15 protein-coding genes and 1 riboswitch are annotated in these 17,028 nt (G+C 66.4%); of the genes, 6 read left to right on the top strand and 9 right to left on the bottom strand.

The features are described 5' to 3' along the window. The first annotated feature begins 17 nt into the window (after positions 1-17). Together A5686_RS11990 and A5686_RS11995 are read left to right on the top strand one after the other, a co-directional pair. A complete protein-coding gene (locus tag A5686_RS11990; RefSeq protein ID WP_067934313.1) occupies positions 18-986 on the top strand; it encodes an FAD-dependent oxidoreductase in 969 nt (322 codons plus the stop codon). Next, the gene (locus tag A5686_RS11995; protein WP_067934315.1) at positions 983-1,765 is read left to right on the top strand and encodes an enoyl-CoA hydratase/isomerase family protein; all 783 of its coding nucleotides are present in this window, start codon (positions 983-985) and stop codon (positions 1,763-1,765) included. The genes A5686_RS11990 and A5686_RS11995 overlap by 4 nt, the downstream gene beginning before the upstream one ends. Positions 1,766-1,769: 4 nt before the next feature. Here A5686_RS11995 and A5686_RS12000 read toward each other — a convergent pair whose 3' ends face one another. The 3 genes from A5686_RS12000 to A5686_RS12010 form a co-directional block, all read right to left on the bottom strand. Further along, positions 1,770-2,159, bottom strand: a complete 390-nt coding sequence (locus tag A5686_RS12000) for a phage holin family protein (protein ID WP_067934317.1) — start codon at positions 2,157-2,159, stop codon at positions 1,770-1,772. Positions 2,160-2,357: 198 nt separating this feature from the next. Continuing rightward, a complete protein-coding gene (locus A5686_RS12005) occupies positions 2,358-3,689 on the bottom strand; it encodes a PPE family protein (protein ID WP_067934319.1) in 1,332 nt (443 codons plus the stop codon). A gap of 235 nt (positions 3,690-3,924) precedes the next feature. Next, positions 3,925-4,121: riboswitch (cobalamin riboswitch) on the bottom strand. Between the two features lie 116 nt (positions 4,122-4,237). After that, on the bottom strand, positions 4,238-5,305 hold the full coding sequence (locus A5686_RS12010) for an amidohydrolase family protein (protein ID WP_067934321.1): 1,068 nt from the start codon (positions 5,303-5,305) through the stop codon (positions 4,238-4,240). Between the two features lie 76 nt (positions 5,306-5,381). On the opposite strand from A5686_RS12010, the gene A5686_RS12015 reads away from it, so the two are divergent. Next, a complete protein-coding gene (locus tag A5686_RS12015) occupies positions 5,382-6,644 on the top strand; it encodes an MFS transporter (RefSeq protein WP_197520557.1) in 1,263 nt (420 codons plus the stop codon). 2 nt (positions 6,645-6,646) lie between these two features. On the opposite strand, the gene A5686_RS12020 is transcribed toward A5686_RS12015, so the two are convergent. Continuing rightward, entirely contained in the window at positions 6,647-7,951 is a 1,305-nt protein-coding gene (locus A5686_RS12020) for a competence/damage-inducible protein A (protein ID WP_067934322.1), read from the bottom strand. Between the two features lie 37 nt (positions 7,952-7,988). Here A5686_RS12020 and A5686_RS12025 point away from each other — a divergent pair, with 37 nt between their 5' ends. Beyond that, positions 7,989-8,483 carry a macro domain-containing protein gene (locus A5686_RS12025; RefSeq protein WP_067934324.1) on the top strand — a complete coding sequence of 165 codons (495 nt, stop codon included), beginning with the start codon at positions 7,989-7,991 and terminating at the stop codon, positions 8,481-8,483. On the opposite strand, the gene A5686_RS12030 is transcribed toward A5686_RS12025, so the two are convergent. Next, positions 8,480-8,785, bottom strand: a complete 306-nt coding sequence (locus tag A5686_RS12030; RefSeq protein ID WP_067934326.1) for an MTH1187 family thiamine-binding protein — start codon at positions 8,783-8,785, stop codon at positions 8,480-8,482. The genes A5686_RS12025 and A5686_RS12030 overlap by 4 nt on opposite strands. A gap of 51 nt (positions 8,786-8,836) precedes the next feature. Between A5686_RS12030 and dtd the strand changes: the two genes are divergently transcribed. Beyond that, a complete protein-coding gene (gene dtd / locus A5686_RS12035; RefSeq protein ID WP_067934327.1) occupies positions 8,837-9,268 on the top strand; it encodes a D-aminoacyl-tRNA deacylase in 432 nt (143 codons plus the stop codon). A gap of 66 nt (positions 9,269-9,334) precedes the next feature. Then, entirely contained in the window at positions 9,335-10,246 is a 912-nt protein-coding gene (locus A5686_RS12040) for a class I SAM-dependent methyltransferase (protein ID WP_067934329.1), read from the top strand. Positions 10,247-10,250: 4 nt separating this feature from the next. Here the strand turns inward: A5686_RS12040 and A5686_RS12045 are convergent, their stop codons facing one another. From A5686_RS12045 to A5686_RS12060, 4 genes are all read right to left on the bottom strand, one after another. After that, positions 10,251-11,177: a carbon-nitrogen hydrolase family protein gene (locus tag A5686_RS12045; RefSeq protein WP_067934392.1), complete on the bottom strand. Its 927-nt coding sequence runs from the start codon at positions 11,175-11,177 to the stop codon at positions 10,251-10,253. A gap of 20 nt (positions 11,178-11,197) precedes the next feature. After that, positions 11,198-12,223, bottom strand: a complete 1,026-nt coding sequence (locus A5686_RS12050) for an alcohol dehydrogenase catalytic domain-containing protein (protein ID WP_067934330.1) — start codon at positions 12,221-12,223, stop codon at positions 11,198-11,200. Between the two features lie 10 nt (positions 12,224-12,233). Next, entirely contained in the window at positions 12,234-14,183 is a 1,950-nt protein-coding gene (locus A5686_RS12055) for an NAD(P)/FAD-dependent oxidoreductase (RefSeq protein WP_067934332.1), read from the bottom strand. 166 nt (positions 14,184-14,349) lie between these two features. Continuing rightward, positions 14,350-17,001 carry an adenylate/guanylate cyclase domain-containing protein gene (locus tag A5686_RS12060; protein WP_067934334.1) on the bottom strand — a complete coding sequence of 884 codons (2,652 nt, stop codon included), beginning with the start codon at positions 16,999-17,001 and terminating at the stop codon, positions 14,350-14,352. Positions 17,002-17,028: the final 27 nt, after the last annotated feature.

Consider the following 17,028-nt stretch of genomic DNA (forward strand, 5'->3'; position numbering starts at 1 on the left):
TTCGCTACCGTGGCGCCGTGGCGCATACGCAAGGGATTGTCGTCGTCGGTGCCGGCGTCAGCGGATTGACGTCGGCCATCTGTCTGGCCGAGGCCGGCCGGCCGGTACGGGTATGGGCCGCGACGACGCTGAAGCAGACGACCTCGGCGGTAGCCGGCGCCGTCTGGGCTCCCCCACGACCGGCCGAACGCGCCGCCGAGACGCTCAGATGGACCGAGCACTCGCTGCGAGTGTTCACCGATCTCGCCGGGGACCCCGACTCCGGTGTCCAGCTGGCACCCGCGCTGGCCGTCGGTGAGCTGACCGCGGGCGAAGCGATGTCGTCGGCGGCCCCGCTGATCCCCGATCTGCGACCGGCCGATCCGGCCGACATTCCCGAGGGCTTCGGTAGCGGATTTCGTGCGACCGTGCCGATGATCGACATGCCCCGTTACCTCGACTACCTGACTCGGCGGCTCGCGGCGGCCGGCTGCGAAGTCGAGGAGCATCCCGTGCGGTCGCTGTCCGAGGCCGCCGACGCCGCCGGAATGGTCGTCAACTGTGCCGGCCTCGCTGCGGGCGCGCTCACCGGTGACGACACCGTGCGGCCGCTGTTCGGCCAACATGTGGTGCTCACCAATCCCGGTCTGCGGCAATTGTTCTTGGAACTCAACAGCGGTCCGGAATGGACCTGTTACTTTCCCCATCCGCAGCGGGTGGTCTGCGGCGGCATCAGCGTCCCGGGCCGCTGGGACGCCACGGCCGACCCCGAGGTGACCGAACGAATCCTGCAGCGCTGCCGCCGCGTAGAGCCGCGACTCAATGACGCCGACGTGGTCGAGGTCATCACTGGACTGCGCCCCGACCGTCCTTCGGTGCGCGTGGAAGCCGAGCCGCTGGGGCGGGCGCGGTGCATCCACAACTACGGTCACGGCGGCAACGGCGTCACGTTGTCCTGGGGTTGCGCGCGCGACGTGGTGCGCCTGGTCGATGGAGTAGCCGGGTGAGCATCGATTACCGGCTGGACGAGCACATCGCCACCATCACGATCAATCGTCCCGAGACGCGAAACTCATTGGACATGGCGCATTTTCGCGACTTGGCCCACGCGTGGGCGGCGTTCCGCGACGACGATCGGGCCTGGGTCGCCGTGATCACGGGGGTCGGGCGCGACTTCTGCACGGGAGCCGACCTCAAGAAATTCATCCCGGAACTCACCGGTGACCTCCCCAAGCCCCCGGGGTGGAACAAGGACGACGCCATCCACGCCGTCCTGCATCGGTTCCCGGTGTACAAGCCGATCGTCGCCGCCGTGAACGGGACGTGCGTCGCGGGCGGTTTCGAGATGCTGACGTCCACGGACGTGCGAGTTGCCGTCCCCGACGCGCGCTTCGCGGTGATGGAGCCCAAGCGCGGTCTCTTCGCCGGCGGCGGAAGCACCGTACGGCTGCCGAGGCAGATGCCCTACCCATTGGCCATGGAGCTGCTCTTGACGGCCGACATGGTGGACGCGGAACGAGCCCTTGCCATGGGACTGATCAATCGGGTGGTCCCGGCGGACAAACTGATGGACACCGCGTACGACTTCGCCGCGCGCATCGCGGTCAACGCGCCGCTCGCGGTGTTCGCCACGAAGCAGTCAGCCGTCGAAGGCCTGGCGCTCGACCTCACGTCGGCCTACGACAACGAAACCAGGCACAGCGACCGCGTTTTCGAGACCGAGGACGCGAAAGAAGGACCGCGCGCGTTCGCCGAGAAGCGGGCACCGCGGTGGCAGGCCCACTGAGCCGTCAGGCGCCGGCGCGCCGAATCACCAAGGACAGCAACCAACTAACGATGGACAATACGATCGCGGCCCAGATCGCGGTCCACCAAAAGTGATCGATGTGCAGCCCCCAGTGCGTGGTGTGTTCGGTGATCCGTGCAGTGATCCACAGCATCAGCGCGTTGACGACAACATGGAACAGGCCGAGCGTCAGGATGTACAGCGGGATCGACAAGATCTGGACGATCGGCTTGATGAACGCGTTGACCAGACCGAAGATCACCGCGACAACGAAGATGATGCCGACTCGCTCCGGCTTCGTATCGCCGCCCACGAAGCTCAGGCCATGCACGAACAGGGTGACGATCCACAACGCGAGTCCGGTCAACGCGGCGCGCAACAGAAAAGGGCCCATGCAACGCATCCTGCCAGCCGGGCGCCCAAAGGGTAAGCGCAAATCGGCGCGACCGATGCAGCGCTGCCCGGGACGCGGAACCGGGGAGCCGCGCGGTTTCGTGGCCAAACCCCCGGTGTTTCCCGAGCGACGCGCCGAGAACGTTGCCGCCCAACATGATTGAGAAGCGCGTCACTCAATGACCGTGCCGCGTCTCGCTCAGTCGGCGGCGGACGCGGGTGGTTTCACGATCACGATGGGCAACGGTCGGTTCGCTGGAGTGGTGACGCCCATGGAGCGCCCTCCCACGCTCATTCCGGTCAATCCGCGTCCCGCCATGCCCGCCAGGGCCATTTCGCTGAGCAGACCTTCCTCGGCCCCTGCCGCGGCAGGGGCGGCAAGCAGGCTGCTACTCGGCAACGCCTGGGTGGCAAGCGCGATCTCCGGCGCGGTGGTGGTCCATCCGTAGGGGACGGATAGTGCCCCGACCGACGACGCCTGGTTCAGCCCCGCCGAGACCGCGCCACCCAGGCTGGTTGAGCCCAGTGGGCTGACTGCGGTGGCGAGCCCCGCTTCGAGCGATTCCGCTCCCGCCGCTGCGCCTTCGGCCGCGACCTCGCCGGCGCTCGCGGCGCCGGCGGAGCCCGCCATGCCGGCGGAGCCCGCCATGCCGGCGAAGTCGGTCATGGTGCCGAGGTAGTTGCCCGGCATGTAGAACCCTGACGAGAAGACGCTGTTCACCAGGTTGCTGTTGAGGAAAGCCCCCAACGGAGAGCCATCGGTTCCGGCCAGGAAACTCAGGATCCCGCTCGGGGTCGAGAAGTCGGATGCGCCCATTCCCAACCAGTCGCTCATTCCGGGTGTGAACGACGACGCCAACGAGTTGGGTGTCGCGAGGCTCTGGAGCGTCGTCGGCACCGCCGTCTGCAGTTGCGCTAGTTCCGTCTGCGTGTTCGCCGCCGCCGAGGAGGCGATGGCCTTGGTGACCGCGTCGGCCTGCGCGGCCCGCCCTGCAGCAGTGGTGGACGGCGTTGGCGGGGTGAACGGTGTAACCGTTGAGGCGAGTGCCGAATCGGCGGCGTAGCCGTACATGCTGGCGGCGTCCTGGGCCCACATTTCACCGTAGGCGGCTTCCGTGGCCGCGATGGCTGCGGTGTTCTGGCCCACGAAGTTGGTCGCAATCAGCGACATCAGCAGGGATCGGTTGGCCGCGATCACCGCAGGAGGCACCGTCGCGGCGAATGCGGTTTCAAACGCGACCGCCGCCGCGGTGGCCTGCGCGGCAGTCTGCTCGGCCCGGGCGGCGGTGTCGCTCATCCACGCTGTAAAGGGCGTGGCCGCGGCAGCCATCGATGCCGACGCCGAACCGTGCCACTGATCGATGAGCCGCGCGATCACCGAGCTCTGGGACAGTGCCATCGACCGCAGCTCCGCGGCGAGCCCTTTCCAGGCCACCGCGGCGGCCATCAGCGGGCCCGAACCCGCTCCGGAATACATGCGCCCAGAGTTGATTTCGGGCGGCAACAGGCCAAAATCCACCAATGCGGTCATGACTGACGCCTCGTCCGGTCAGTCCCGAGTCCGTGGTCGGTCGAGCCGGGTGCGGCAAGGATGGTGAGGGTGAACGGCGGCTGTTTCATCAATCGTCCTTCGATACGACGGGGGTTGCTCGTCGCTCCAAAGACGTTCAGCCGCAGACTCGATCAGCGCAGCGATAGATCGGCATCGCAGCTGTCCTGCCAACGGCCATCTGCCCAATCCACGAGGCGACGCGCACGCCGGACGCGGCGCGTCCGGCACAACTGGCAGGTCTTCGGACTCGCAGGCACACACCGAGAACGGTGTTCCTAATGGCCGTCGCTTCCCAGTCTTTGGACCAGTGCCGATGACGGCGGTCGTTCCTGCATACCGCTGCGGGACAGTCCCGGATTCACACCGGGTTCCCTCTCACGATGGGCCCATACCGGCGCCCCCGCTCGATGCCGGGGTCAAGTGGCCCCGGCAAACCAACTGCGCGGAGAACATTACCTCAACGGCGCCCGAGTCTGAGCATTCACCAAGTCGAGTTTGACCCGAAGGCTGAACCCGGGTAGGGCCGCTCAGTTCAGGTGGTAGAAGCGCTGCGCGTTCAGGCCACCGATCTTTTCGCGGGAGCCGTCGCTGATGTCGCTTCGGGTGCGCAGGTGCTTGGTGCTCTCCGGCCACTCCCCGTCCCAGTGCGGGTAGTCGCTGGCAAACATGATGAAATCGTCGCCCAGCACGTCGATCACGCCGGGCAGGATCGGTTCCTCCGGCTCGCACGTCACCCAGATGTTGCCCGCAGCCAGATAGTCGTGCGGATCGCGACGCCAGCCGCGTTCCACCCAGTCGCCGCGCTTCTCGTAATGCTCGTGCAGCCGATCCATGAAGAACGGCACCCAGCCCGCGCCCGCCTCGAGGAACGCGACCCGCAACTCGGGGTGTCGCTCGAAGACGCCGCCGGAGACCATCGCGGTCATGGCGGTCATCTGATCGAACGGAAAGCTGATGCAGTGCACCTGGATGTAGTTCGTGAACCGGTCCACACCGATCTTGGGCAGGTGGATGCCCGGCGCGCCATGCACACCCAACGGCATGCCCAGGTCGACGGCGGCGGCATAGAACGGGTCGAGGTCGGGATGGTCGAGGTTGCGGCTCTTGAGCGCCGGCGGCACCAACGTCGCAATCAGGCCAAGCTCTTTGGCTTCGGTCATGACGTCGATAGCCGCCCGGCCGTGCTCGATCGGTGTCACCGCGACGCCGCGCAACCGGCCGCCCGACGAGGCGCAGTAATCTGCGATCCACTGGTTGTACAGCCGCGAGAATCCCGCGGCGAAGTCCGGATCCTCGAGACTGGGTGCGCAGAGCCCCATGCTCGGGTAGAGCACCATCGTGTCGATGTAGTCGCGATCCGCGTCGCCCAGCACGCCCTCGGGTGAACGGCAATTGATGTCGGGAGCCTTACTGATCCCATGCTCGGGTGGGCAACCCGCGCCCGGGCCAGTGTCCTCGGGGTAGTTGCGCCCCTCGAGCGTCAACCCCGGCCGGCCGTCCGTAGCGAGCTTGACGTGCTGCGGCCATCGTTTGATCGCTTCGATTGCCAGCGAGGAATTCTCCGCTACATGCCCGTCGGCGTCGATGATCCGCATGTATCCGGAACTTACTCTCGGCGTACGCATGGTGAAACAAGTCGCGCCGGCGCGCTGGGTAAGCCACGATGCTGTCGTGACCACGCAGCGGTTGACCGCAGATCAGCGAAACTCCTTCATCGCGGCGCTGCTGGGCTGGACGATGGACGCTTTCGACTACTTCATCGTGGTGCTCGTCTACGCCGACATCGCCAAGACGTTCCACCACAGCAAGGCCGAGGTTGCGTTCGTCACCACCGCCACCCTGATGATGCGTCCCGTCGGCGCACTGCTCTTCGGGCTGTGGGCCGACCGCGTGGGCAGGCGGCTGCCGCTGATGGTCGACGTCATGTTCTATTCCGTGGTGGGCTTCTTGTGCGCCTTCGCGCCCAACTTCACCGTGCTCGTCATCTTGCGGCTGCTGTACGGCATCGGCATGGGCGGCGAGTGGGGGCTGGGCGCCGCGCTGGCCATGGAAAAGGTGCCGGTACAGCGGCGCGGGTTCTTCTCCGGGCTACTGCAGGAGGGTTACGCATTCGGCTACCTGCTGGCGAGTGTCGCGTCGCTGGTGGTCATCGACTGGGTGGGGCTGTCGTGGCGGTGGTTATTCGGCTTGAGCATCGTGCCCGCCCTAATCAGCCTGGTCATCCGCTATCGGGTGGAGGAGTCCGAGGTGTGGGAAGCCGCGCAGGACCAGATGAGGCTCACCAGCACCCGAATCCGCGATGTGCTGCGCCACGGCGCGATCATTCGGCGGTTCATCTACCTGGCGTTGCTGATGACGGCCTTCAACTGGATGAGCCATGGCACGCAGGATGTCTACCCCACCTTTCTGGGTGCGCACGCCAACCAGGGCGCCAATCTCTCCAGCACCACGGTCAAATGGATCGTGGTGGTGTACAACGTCGGCGCCATCATCGGGGGCCTCGTCTTCGGCGCGCTGTCGCAGCGATTCAGCCGCCGCTACACCGTCGTCTTCTGCGCGATCCTGGCGCTGCCAATCGTCCCGTTGTTCGCATATTCGCGCGGTGCGGCAATGCTGTGCCTGGGTTCGTTTCTCATGCAGCTGCTCGTGCAGGGCGCGTGGGGTGTGATTCCCGCCCATCTCACCGAGATGTCCCCGGATGCCATCCGCGGCCTCTACCCCGGCGTGACCTACCAACTCGGGAACTTGCTGGCGGCGTTCAATCTGCCGATTCAGGAACGCCTCGCCGAATCACACGGCTACCCGTTTGCGCTGGCGGCGACAATCGTACCGGTGCTCATCACGGTCGCGGTGCTGACGCTGATCGGCAAGGACGCCACCGGGGTCCGGTTCGGCACAAGCGAAAGCGCCTTTGTTGCAAGCGAAGTGACCTGACGCTATTCGTCGTCGCTCAGTATGCGCCGCAGCAGGTGCATCGCGACCGTGGTAGAGCGCTCCCGGATGTCCGAGCGGTTGCCGGGAAGCCGCAGCGTGCGGGTGTCGCCGCGGCCATCGGCCGTTACGCTGAAACAGACTGTGCCCACCGGCTTTTCCTCCGTTCCCCCACCCGGGCCGGCGATCCCGGTGATCGCGACCGCGGTGTCGGCCCCGAAGCGCTGCAGCGCGCCGGCTGCCATCGCCTCGGCTACCGGTTCGGACACCGCGCCGTGCGTTTCGATCAGCGCCGGGTCCACCCCCAACAGCTCGACCTTCGCCTCGTTCGAATAAGACACGACGCCGCCGGCCACATAATCCGACGAGCCGGGCCGGTCGGTCAGCCGCGCCGCCAGCAGACCCGCCGTGCACGACTCCGCCGTCGCAATCCGGTGGCCGGCCAGAAGCTGTGCGACCAGATCGTCGACGCGGGCGCCGTCCTCGGAGTACAGCTGATGCCCGTGCCTGTCCCGCAGCAGCTTTATCAGCCGCGCGTAGGCGTCGCCGGCCTCCGGCTCATAACGGGTGACCATCTCGATCTCACCGCGCCGCAGGCAGGTGGTGATCTCGAGTTGCCCGAAGCCGGGCACGGCCTGTTCCGCCTCGCGCAGTGTTTCGGCCAGACCCGACTCCGGTAGCCCGAACATCCGCAGCATTTCCTGCCGGTAAATGGTCCGGCCGGCGATCGCGTCCCGCGCCGCGGGCGTCTCGATGGCCGTATGCCACATGGGCTGCAACTCGCGCGGCGGACCCGGCAACACGATCACCGTCGGCTTGCCGGGCACGACGATGCCGGGCGCGGTCCCGACCGGGTCGAGCACCTGCGCACCGGTGGGCACCATGGCCTGCTTTCGATTAGCCGCCCGCAGCGACTCGAAAGTGCCGGGATCCAGGGCGGATTGAAACGCGGGGTTGCGCGCCATCAACTTCTTGAGGATGTTGGCGATCTTCTCCTCGACCTCGGCGTCCAACACCAATTCGCGTTCGCAGAACCTGGCCACCACCTCGACGGTCAGATCGTCGGCCGTCGGTCCTAGGCCGCCGCTGGTGATGATCACGTCCACGCCTTGATCGGCGAGGAAGCGAAGTTGCGCGTCGATATCCGCGGGGCGGTCGCCGCAGATGGTGATGTGGGCCAGCTCGACGCCCAGCTCCAGGAGACGGTCGGCGATCCAGGGGCCGTTCGCATCCTGGACCCGTCCGGTGAGGACCTCGGTTCCGGTGACAACGATTCCTGCGCGTGCACTCACCGCCCCGAGCCTACGCATCGGTTCATTGGACGCTCATTCAGAGGACAATGAGCCCATGATCGAGTTAGAGGTGATCCAGGCCGACGTAACCAAGCTCGAACTCGACGCGATCACCAACGCGGCCAATACACAGCTGCGCCACGGTGGCGGTGTCGCCGCGGCCATCGCGCGCGCAGGCGGGCCCGACGTGCAACGTGAATCGACCGAGAAAGCGCCGATCGGACTGGGCGAGGCGGTCGAGACCACCGCCGGCGACATGCCGGCGCGCTACATCATCCACGCCGCAACGATGGAGCTCGGCGGCCCGACGTCGGCCGACATCATCGCCGCCGCCACGGCCTCGACGCTGCGCAAGGCCGACGAACTCGGCTGCCGCTCGCTCGGGCTGGTCGCCTTCGGCACCGGTGTCGGCGGTTTCCCGCTTGACGAGGCGGCCCGGTTGATGGTCGACGCCGTCCGGCGGCACCGGCCGAGTTCGCTGCAAAAGGTGATGTTCGCGGTGCACGGTGACGCGGCCGAGCAAGCGTTTCGGGCGGCGGTGCGGGGCTAGCCGTCGGAGAGGTAACGCTCGATCGAGGCGACCTTCTGCGCCATCGCGTCACTGGCCCCGGCGCGCCAGTCGGCCTTGATCACCGTGCTGACCCTGGGCGCCCGGGCGGCCACGGCCTCGACCGCGCGCTGCACCACGGCCATAACCTCCGCCCAGGTTTCGCCTTCGATCACGGTGAACATCGCATCGGTTTTGTTGGGCAGACCGGACTCGCGAACCACCCGGACCGCGTCGGCGACGATCTCGCCGACCCCCTCGCCCACCCCCATCGGAGTGACGGAAAACGCGACAAGCACAGACACCCAACGAGCGTACCCAACCTGTACAAGGCCGATCTGGCACCATCGAGGCCCATGCGGGTGTTGGTGCAACGGGTCTCGTCGGCAACGGTCATGGTCGAGGGCGCAGTGGTCGGGGCCATCCGCCCCGATGGCCAGGGCCTATTGGCATTCGTCGGTGTCACCCATAGCGACGATCGCGACAAGGCGCGACGGCTCGCCGAGAAGCTCTGGCAGTTAAGGATTCTCGCTGACGAGCGCTCGGCGTCCGATGCCAACGCCCCCGTTCTGGTCGTCAGTCAGTTCACGTTGTACGCCGAAACCGCCAAAGGTCGCCGCCCGTCATGGAATGCGGCCGCTCCCGGGGCGCTCGCCGAGCCGCTGGTGGGGGAGTTCGCCGAGGCGTTGCGGCGACTCGGCGCCGAAGTGCAGACCGGGGTCTTCGGCGCGAATATGCAGGTCGAATTGGTCAACGACGGTCCGGTAACGGTGCTTTTGGAGCTCTGAGGCAACTGCGGCGGGTACCGTGGGACCGTCGGCCTTCCATGGCCGGCGTCCACGGGAGAGGCAACCATGAGCACGACACCCGAATTCGGGTCGCTCCGTTCCGATGACGACAACTGGGACATCGTCAGCAGCGTCGGGTATACCGCGCTGCTGGTCGCGGGATGGCGTGCGCTGCATGCCATGAGCCCGCAGCCATTGGTGCGCGACGAATACGCGAGAGTCTTCATCGAGGCGTCGCGGGACCCGTATTTGGCTGGCGTACTTGCTAATCCGGGTACCTCCGACGACGAGACGGCCTTTCCGCGCCTGTACGGCGTGCAGACCCGGTTCTTCGACGACTTCTTCGACACCGCCGCTGCGGCGGGCATCCGGCAAGCGGTAATCGTCGCCGCCGGGCTGGATTCGCGGGCATATCGGCTTTCATGGCCGGAAGGCACGCGGGTCTTCGAGGTTGATCTGCCGAAGGTCCTTGAATTCAAGGCTCGAGTTCTCGCAGAACAGGGTGCCACCCCCAAGGCCCGCCGGATCGAGGTCGGTGCCGACCTGCGCACCGACTGGTCACGGCCGTTGGAAGCGGCCGGGTTTGACGTGGAGAGTCCGAGCGCCTGGTCGGTGGAGGGGCTACTGCCCTACCTGACCGATGAGGCGCAGCACGCGCTCTTCACGCGCATCAGCGGGCTCAGCGCACCGGGCAGCCGGATCGCCATCGGTGCGCTCGGATCACGACTGGACCACGACCAGCTCAACGCTCTGGAGACGAATCACCCAGGGGTCAATCTGTCGGGCAACGTGGACTTTTCGGCGTTGACCTATGAGCCCCAGTCGGACCCCGCGGAGTGGCTCGCGGCACATGGGTGGGCCGTCGAACCCGTCCGCAACACGCTCGATCTACAAGCCGGCTACGGCATGACCCCGCCGGAGGTCGATGTGAAGATCGACAGTTTCATGCGGTCCCAGTACATCACGGCCACCCGGTGACCATTCAGGACGCGGATCGCGCGACGTGGCGACGGTAGTACCGCCGGCCGTGCAGACGTTGGAAGTGCCATGTCATCGCGGCCAGCGCCCCGCGACGGTGCAGCCAGAAACCCTTGGGTGCGTGGGTAATCGGGGGCCGGCGCCCAACCTCGACTTCGGCGACGACGATGCCTTCGCCGTCGGCCCGGTCTCGGGAGGCCAACACCGTACCGTCGGCGCCGACGATCATGGTGCCGCCCTCGAATCGGCCGGCGTAGTCCAAAGGTAGCCACGGCATGCGGCAGTGCAGCCCGCCCGCGTGCGCCGCGTGCAGCACCGGGGCCCCGACGTAGCCCGCGAACGAGGATGCGGCTCGGCTGGCGGTCGCCGCGTTACGTGCCTCCATCCGGCGGAAACTCGCCCTCGGCCACCAGTCGGGGATCGACCACCAGCCCGAACCGGTCATCGCGAGATCGATGCGTCCACGCAGGCGGTGCACCGTTTGGGTACGCATCAACTCCCAGCAGACCGCGGCACCCACGGTCAACGTACCCGTCTCGATCACCCCGTCGTCATGGCCGCCCACGTAGAACGCGTTCTCCCACATCGTCGGGAGGTCTTTATCGTGGCGGCCGGCGACGCCCCCCGGGGTGACGAGAAGGTAGGCATTGCGGATGTTTCCGTCAGCATCTCGGATCAGCAACGAGCCGCCGATCATGACGCTGTGGCGCTGCGCAAGGCCCAGCAGAAGCTCGGTGGCCTTGCCGTCGGGCGGTAGTGCGGCATCGGCGAGTTCGGGCCAGAAGCCGATTCCGGTGGTGAAGAACTCCGGCAACGCGACGGTATCCGCACCCGCGGCCACCGCCCGTTCGACCAGACGTTCGGTGGTGGCCAGGTTGGCATCGACGTCTGCCGGCACGGCCTCCAGCTGAATTGCGGCACAGCGCATGATGGTCATGCTGCCACAACTAGCTAAGGCTTCAACAGGATCTTCACGTCATCGCCCGGTCGCGACTCGGCGGTGGCGTAGCCCTTGGCCGCGTCGTCCAAAGGCATCGCGGTGGTGAAGATGCCGTCGACATCGAGCCGGCCCGACTGCAGTAGCGGGATCAATTCCGGCCAGGTGCGCTGCACCGGCGCGGTGGTCATGCGCAAGGTAATGCTGCGAATCAGGCAGCCCAAGGCGTTGAGCGGAAACGGGTTCATGTCGTGCACCCCCACGACGGACACGGTGCCGCCGGGCCGCACCGCGTTGAGCGCATCGGTCAGGGATGCATCCGTGGCGACGGCGTCGATCACCGCGTCGGCGCCGCGGCCACCGGTGGCGGCCAGGATGGCCTCGAGCGCCGGAGCTTTCAGGGGCGTCGCACCCCACTGTGCGGCACGCTCCAGTCGGCCATCAACCTGATCGACCGCGAAAACCGTTGCCGCGCCTTGAAACAGCGCGCTGCGCAGTGAGCACAGGCCGACCGCGCCCAGGCCGATCACCGCCACCGTGCCACCGAATGGGATGTCGGCTCGCTGCGCCGCGGCCCAGCCGGTAGCCAGGTTGTCGGTGAGCAGCAGCGCCTGCTCGGTGCTGATGCCCTCGGGCATCTTCAAAAGCTGAAAATCCGCGGCGGGCACCGCGAGCAGGTCGGCCTGCGCACCGCCGAGCACGCCGCCGCCGAAAATCTGAAAACCGGAGTGGCACATCACCGGATCGCGGGTCGCGCATCCGGCGCACGCACCGCAGCCGGTCACCGACGACACCATGACCTGGTCGCCGACTTTGACGTTGCGCACCTCTGGTCCGGATTCGACCACGGTGCCGATGGCTTCGTGACCGAGCGCGATCGGGTCGGGCATCGGAAAGTCGGCCTCGTAGAAGTGCAGATCGGATCCGCAGATCCCGGCGGCGGTCACCTCGACGATCGCTCCGTCAGGCCCGGGAAGCGCTGGATCGGGGCGGGTCTCCACCCGGATGCTGCGGGGCCCATCGACCACTACGGTGCGCATATCGGCATGCTCACTTTCCCTGTCGCGCTCGACCTTTCGTTCTCACGAGAAACTGTGACCAATCGGGCTCGCGCACCGCGGACCAGTATTCGTTGAGACGCCATGGGCTGACGGTGTGGATTTCCCCGTCAGCAGTCTTGAAATAGGAGTGCTTGACGGCAGGATGTGACCACACCATTTTCTTGATCTGTGTCTGTGTCCGCCGGTGCCAATCGGTGGCGGCTTGCGGTTTCGGTTCGATGGAGAGCACGTTGGTTTCGGCCAGCCGCGCCAAGCACTGGTCGATGTAGCGCATCTGCAGTTCGGACTGGAAGATGAGGCTGCCGCCGTGGGCCAGGTGTGTTCCCGGCCCGTAGACAATGAAGAAGTTCGGAAATTCCGGGACGGTGATCCCGAGGTAAGCGTACGGCCTGCTCCCCCACATCTTGTGCAGGTCGGTGCGGTTTCGGCCGGTGACCTTCAGCGGCCACAGCACGTCGGTGTGCCGAAACCCGGTGGCGTACACGATGACGTCGACGTCATGAGGCGCGCCGTCATCGGTGACGATGCCCTGCGGCGTGATCTTGTCGATCGCCGTGCGCACCAATTCGACGTTGTCGCGCTGCAGCGTTCGGAGCCAGCTTCCGTTGTCCTGCAGCGTCCGTTTGCCGCACGCGGGATAGTCGGGCATCACCTTGGCCACGAGGTCGGTATCTTCGCCGACTTGGCTGGTGATCCATTGCGAGAACATCATGTGCGCGGCGGCATTGATGTCGCTGACGGCGTGCTCCTGGTCGGCGTAGTTTGGGTCGGCCTCGGCGGCATCCAGACCCTTGTCCGAGCCGGGCCACAGCACCAGGAAGCGGTACCACCTGCCATAGAACGGGAGATGGCGCATCGCCCAGCGCACACCGTCGCCGACCTCGTCGTGATACATCGGGTTGGGGAACATCCACTGGGCGGTCCTCTGGAACACCGTGAGGTGTTCGACGTCCTCGGCGATCGCCGGGGCGATCTGGAAACCGCTGGCGCCCGCGCCGACAAGCGCGACCCGCTTGCCTTTCAGATCCACCGAGTGATCCCAGGCTGCCGAGTGAAATGACGGTCCCCGGAAGGTATCCGCTCCGTCAAAGCGGGGAAGGTTGGGACGGTTCAGTTGGCCCACCGCAGTGATGAGCGCACGTGCGTGCATGGTGGTCGTCTGTCCGTCGGCCGAGCGCAGCGAACATCTCCAGGTACCGTCATTGTCGTTCCATTCGGCCGCGAGAACCTCGGTTCGCCAACGGATGTTCTCGGCCAGGCCGTGTTTGCCGATGACCTTGGTGAAATAGTCCTGCAGCTCGTATTGCTCGGCGAAGTAGTGTGTCCAGTCGTTGTTGGGTTCGAAGCTGTAGCAATAGAAATGGTTGGCCACATCCACCCGTGCGCCCGGATACGTGTTCTCCCACCATGTTCCGCCGGGGCCTGCGTTCTTCTCCACGATGGTGAACGGAATGTTGGCCTGCTTGAGGCGGACGCCGGCCAGGATGCCGGATTCGCCGCACCCGACGACCAGGACCGGAAGCTCGGCGGCGCGCTCCGTCGGCAATGCGGCGGGGCGCCGGGGGTCGACGCCGTCGAGGTCGAGTTCCTCGGATACCAGCGATAGATAGTCGTCCGGTACGTGCTCGCACGCCGCCCAATCGATCATTTCCCGGATGAGCTGGGGGCTCAGCGGCTGCGGTTCGGGGCAACCGCGGTCCCGATATTCGGCGATCACCGACACGGCTTCGCTGCGGGCCCGCGCCTTGTCCTCCTCCGACATGAATCCCTGGATCTCGTTGAGGAAAATGCCCATCTGTTTGAAGTCGCGGATGAACCGTGGGTCGCCGGTGATGTGGACGAGCGAGAGCAACAGCGTGGGGATGCTGACGTCTGCTAGCGCGGCTGCGATTTCGGGTGTCGACGTGGTGAAGGCATCGCCCGCGTAGCGGCTGCGCATCAAGCCGATCCCTTCCGTGGTTCGAGCGCCAAATTACGCTACGCATCGTTCCGTAATTGGCAGCCCTACGCTACCCGCTCGCTCGGCGCCGGATCAAGGGATCCGGCGCTATAGCTCGAGGCGTCGTCGTCGGGCCCGCGCTAGTTCGAGGGTTCGAAGGGGCCATTCAGCTGAGTTGCTCGAGTTCTGCTCGGGCCTGGTCGATTTGGTCGTAGGCGTAGGTCGCCATCTCAGCGATGGTCATCGCCTCTCCCCTGCGGGCAAGCGATTCGTAGGTCGCCTCACCGAGTCGATCGCGAAGTTGTGCGATCTCAGTGTCGAATCGCGCCACGGCGATGGGGACGGGGAATGCTGCGGCGAACCCGGCAAAGGTGGCCGCCGGCTCGTATCGCCCGAGCCGGTAGAAAACCGCGGCAAGCAAACCGAAGGGGCTGCGGATCATGTATGTGTTGCCCGAGTCGTGATAGTTGCGGATTGCCACGGTGCAGTAATCGAAGAAGGCCAGCGTGTCACCATGCTCCGCCTCAACCAGGCAGATGTTGGCCGAAAGGTGTGTGACGGTGGCGCGGTTTCCACTGTCCTGCGCGATCGCCAGCCCACGACCCAGAGCGGCGAGCGAGCTCGCGGGATCGGCGTCGTGGATGGCCCAACCGTAGGAATGCAGCGCAGACGCGATCACATACGGGTTGCCGGTGGTTTCGGCGGCATCGACCAGACCGTTGCCGGCCTCGATCGCCGCATCATAGGAACCGGTCGCATCCAGTGCCATGACCAGGCAGGCCCTGGTGTAGGGGTCCTTGGTCGGACCGCGTGCGAGGCGATCGCGGCAGCACCGAGCCCACCGTTCCGGCTGGCCGACGGCGACGTAGGGGGCGCCGACGAGTCCTTCGACGCCGTACGCGAAGTGGCCGCTGCGATCGCCGATCACCCTCTGGACGGCCTCGGTGTACCGAATCGCCGGGTCGATTCGCCCGGCCATATAGCAATTCGATGCCATCAAATACAGGGCCGCGAGCCGGGGATGGTCGATCGCGCGTGCCGGCTCGATGAGCTCTTCGGCCCACGCGAACGGTTCGTAGTTCTCGGTCAGATAGCCGAGCCATGCCGCATATATTGCGATCGGGACGGCAACATCCAAATCGCATTGATCGGCGGCCCAGCGGAATGCGGTGCGCAGATTCGTCAGTTCGGAGATGAACCAGTCGTGTGCCTCGCGCTGGCGGGGGCTGTCCCACAGCGCCATGATGTCGGCTTCCCGTCCGGCGAAATAGCGCGCGTGCGCGGCGCGAACGCCGGAGGCTTCACTGCGGTCGGCCAATTTTTGCTCGGCGAACTGGCGGATCGTTTCCAGCATCGAATACCGGGTTCGCCCCGCTGACCGGTCGGCGACCAGCAGCGACTTGCGCACCAGCGTGTCCAGCAGATCCAGGGTGGTGAGGTCATCCGGGGCATCCGCCAAGCCCGCTACGGCGCAGACGCTTTGCAGGTCGAATCCGCCGGCGAACACCGAACACCGGTCCAGCACCGCCTTTTCCGTGTCGTCGAGCAGGTCGTAGGACCACGCGACGGCGTGGCGCAAGGTGTGGTGGCGCTCCAGACCGCGGCGCGAGCCCACCAGCAGCCGAAACCGCTGATCGAGCCGATCGCGCACCTCGCCGGCGGTCATGGTCGCCATGCGCGAGGCGGCCAGTTCGATGGCCAGCGGAATTCCGTCCAAGCGCCGGCAGATTTCCACCACCGCGGCCGCCTCGGCGTCGTCACCCGCTGTGAAGCGCGGCGAAGCATTCTGTGCGCGTTCGACGAACAAGGCCACCGCAGCCGAGTCGACGCCTGCGCCAATATTCAGCGGCGGCACCGGCCACAACTGCTCGTCCGCGATTCCAAGCCCTTCGCGGCTGGTGGCCACGACCTTGATCGTTGCCGAGGCCGCCAGGATGGCCTCGATAAGATCGGCGGCCGCGTCGAGCAGGTGTTCGCAGTTGTCGAACACCAGCAGTCGGACTCGGCCCTCCAGAGCGGCCGCCACGCTCTGGGCCACGCTGCGGCCGAGTTGTTGGGTGATGCCCAGGACGGCGGCGACCGCGTCGGCCACCGCGGCGGGATCGGTTACCGCGGCAAGCTCGAAAAACCAAATGCCGTCCGGGAATTCGTCGACGAGCCGCCCGGCCACTTCCAGTGCCAGCCGGGTCTTGCCGACCCCGCCCACCCCGGTAAGCGTGACCAGCCGATGAGCCTTGACCGCCGCTTGCACCTCGCCGGCCTCGACCTCCCGCCCGATCAGGCTGGTGGGCGCGGCGCGCAGATTGCCCGGGCTCACGTCCAATGCCGTAAGCGGCGGAAAATCGGTGCGCAGGCCCTCCGCTCGAACCTGGAACACCTGAACCGGGGTCGCCAGATCCCGAAACCGACGCGCTCCGAGATCGATGAGGTCGATGCCGCTGACCAGACCCGCTGTCGAGTCGGCCAGGAGGATCTGTTCGCCGTGGCCGGCGGTCATCACGCGGGCGGCACGATTCAATGCCGGCCCGAAGTAGTCGCCGTCACGCAGTTCGGCTTCGCCGGTCGCCATCCCCATGCGCACCGGCAAATCGAGCGCCCGCTGGGCGGCCACCGCGGCATCCACAGCCGATCTCGGCGATGCGAATGCCGCGCATACGCCATCACCGGTGTGCTTGAACAAAAAGCCGCCATGCGCCTCGATCGCCGTCCGCAACACCGCGTCGTGTGCGGCCAACGCCTCGCGCATGGCGTCCGCGTCAGCTTCCCACCGACGCGTCGAACCCTCGACGTCGGTGAACAAAAATGTCACCACCCCCATCGGAGGGGACGCAGGAGTGACGGCCAC

The sequence above is a fragment of the Mycobacterium sp. E2479 genome (assembly GCF_001667925.1).
In the GTDB taxonomy this organism is placed as follows: Bacteria; Actinomycetota; Actinomycetes; order Mycobacteriales; family Mycobacteriaceae; genus Mycobacterium.

What these genes read in the sequence shown, in the direction of transcription:
- A5686_RS12000 (WP_067934317.1), bottom strand. Translation starts at nt 2,159, where the DNA reads ATGGGCCCTTTTCTGTTGCGCGCCGCGTTGACCGGACTCGCGTTGTGG.
- A5686_RS12005 (WP_067934319.1), bottom strand. Translation starts at nt 3,689, where the DNA reads ATGACCGCATTGGTGGATTTTGGCCTGTTGCCGCCCGAAATCAACTCT.
- A5686_RS12010 (WP_067934321.1), bottom strand. Translation starts at nt 5,305, where the DNA reads ATGCGGATCATCGACGCCGACGGGCATGTAGCGGAGAATTCCTCGCTG.
- A5686_RS12020 (WP_067934322.1), bottom strand. Translation starts at nt 7,951, where the DNA reads ATGCGTAGGCTCGGGGCGGTGAGTGCACGCGCAGGAATCGTTGTCACC.
- A5686_RS12025 (WP_067934324.1), top strand. Translation starts at nt 7,989, where the DNA reads ATGATCGAGTTAGAGGTGATCCAGGCCGACGTAACCAAGCTCGAACTC.
- dtd (WP_067934327.1), top strand. Translation starts at nt 8,837, where the DNA reads ATGCGGGTGTTGGTGCAACGGGTCTCGTCGGCAACGGTCATGGTCGAG.
- A5686_RS12040 (WP_067934329.1), top strand. Translation starts at nt 9,335, where the DNA reads ATGAGCACGACACCCGAATTCGGGTCGCTCCGTTCCGATGACGACAAC.
- A5686_RS12050 (WP_067934330.1), bottom strand. Translation starts at nt 12,223, where the DNA reads ATGCGCACCGTAGTGGTCGATGGGCCCCGCAGCATCCGGGTGGAGACC.
- A5686_RS12055 (WP_067934332.1), bottom strand. Translation starts at nt 14,183, where the DNA reads ATGCGCAGCCGCTACGCGGGCGATGCCTTCACCACGTCGACACCCGAA.
- A5686_RS12060 (WP_067934334.1), bottom strand. Translation starts at nt 17,001, where the DNA reads ATGGGGGTGGTGACATTTTTGTTCACCGACGTCGAGGGTTCGACGCGT.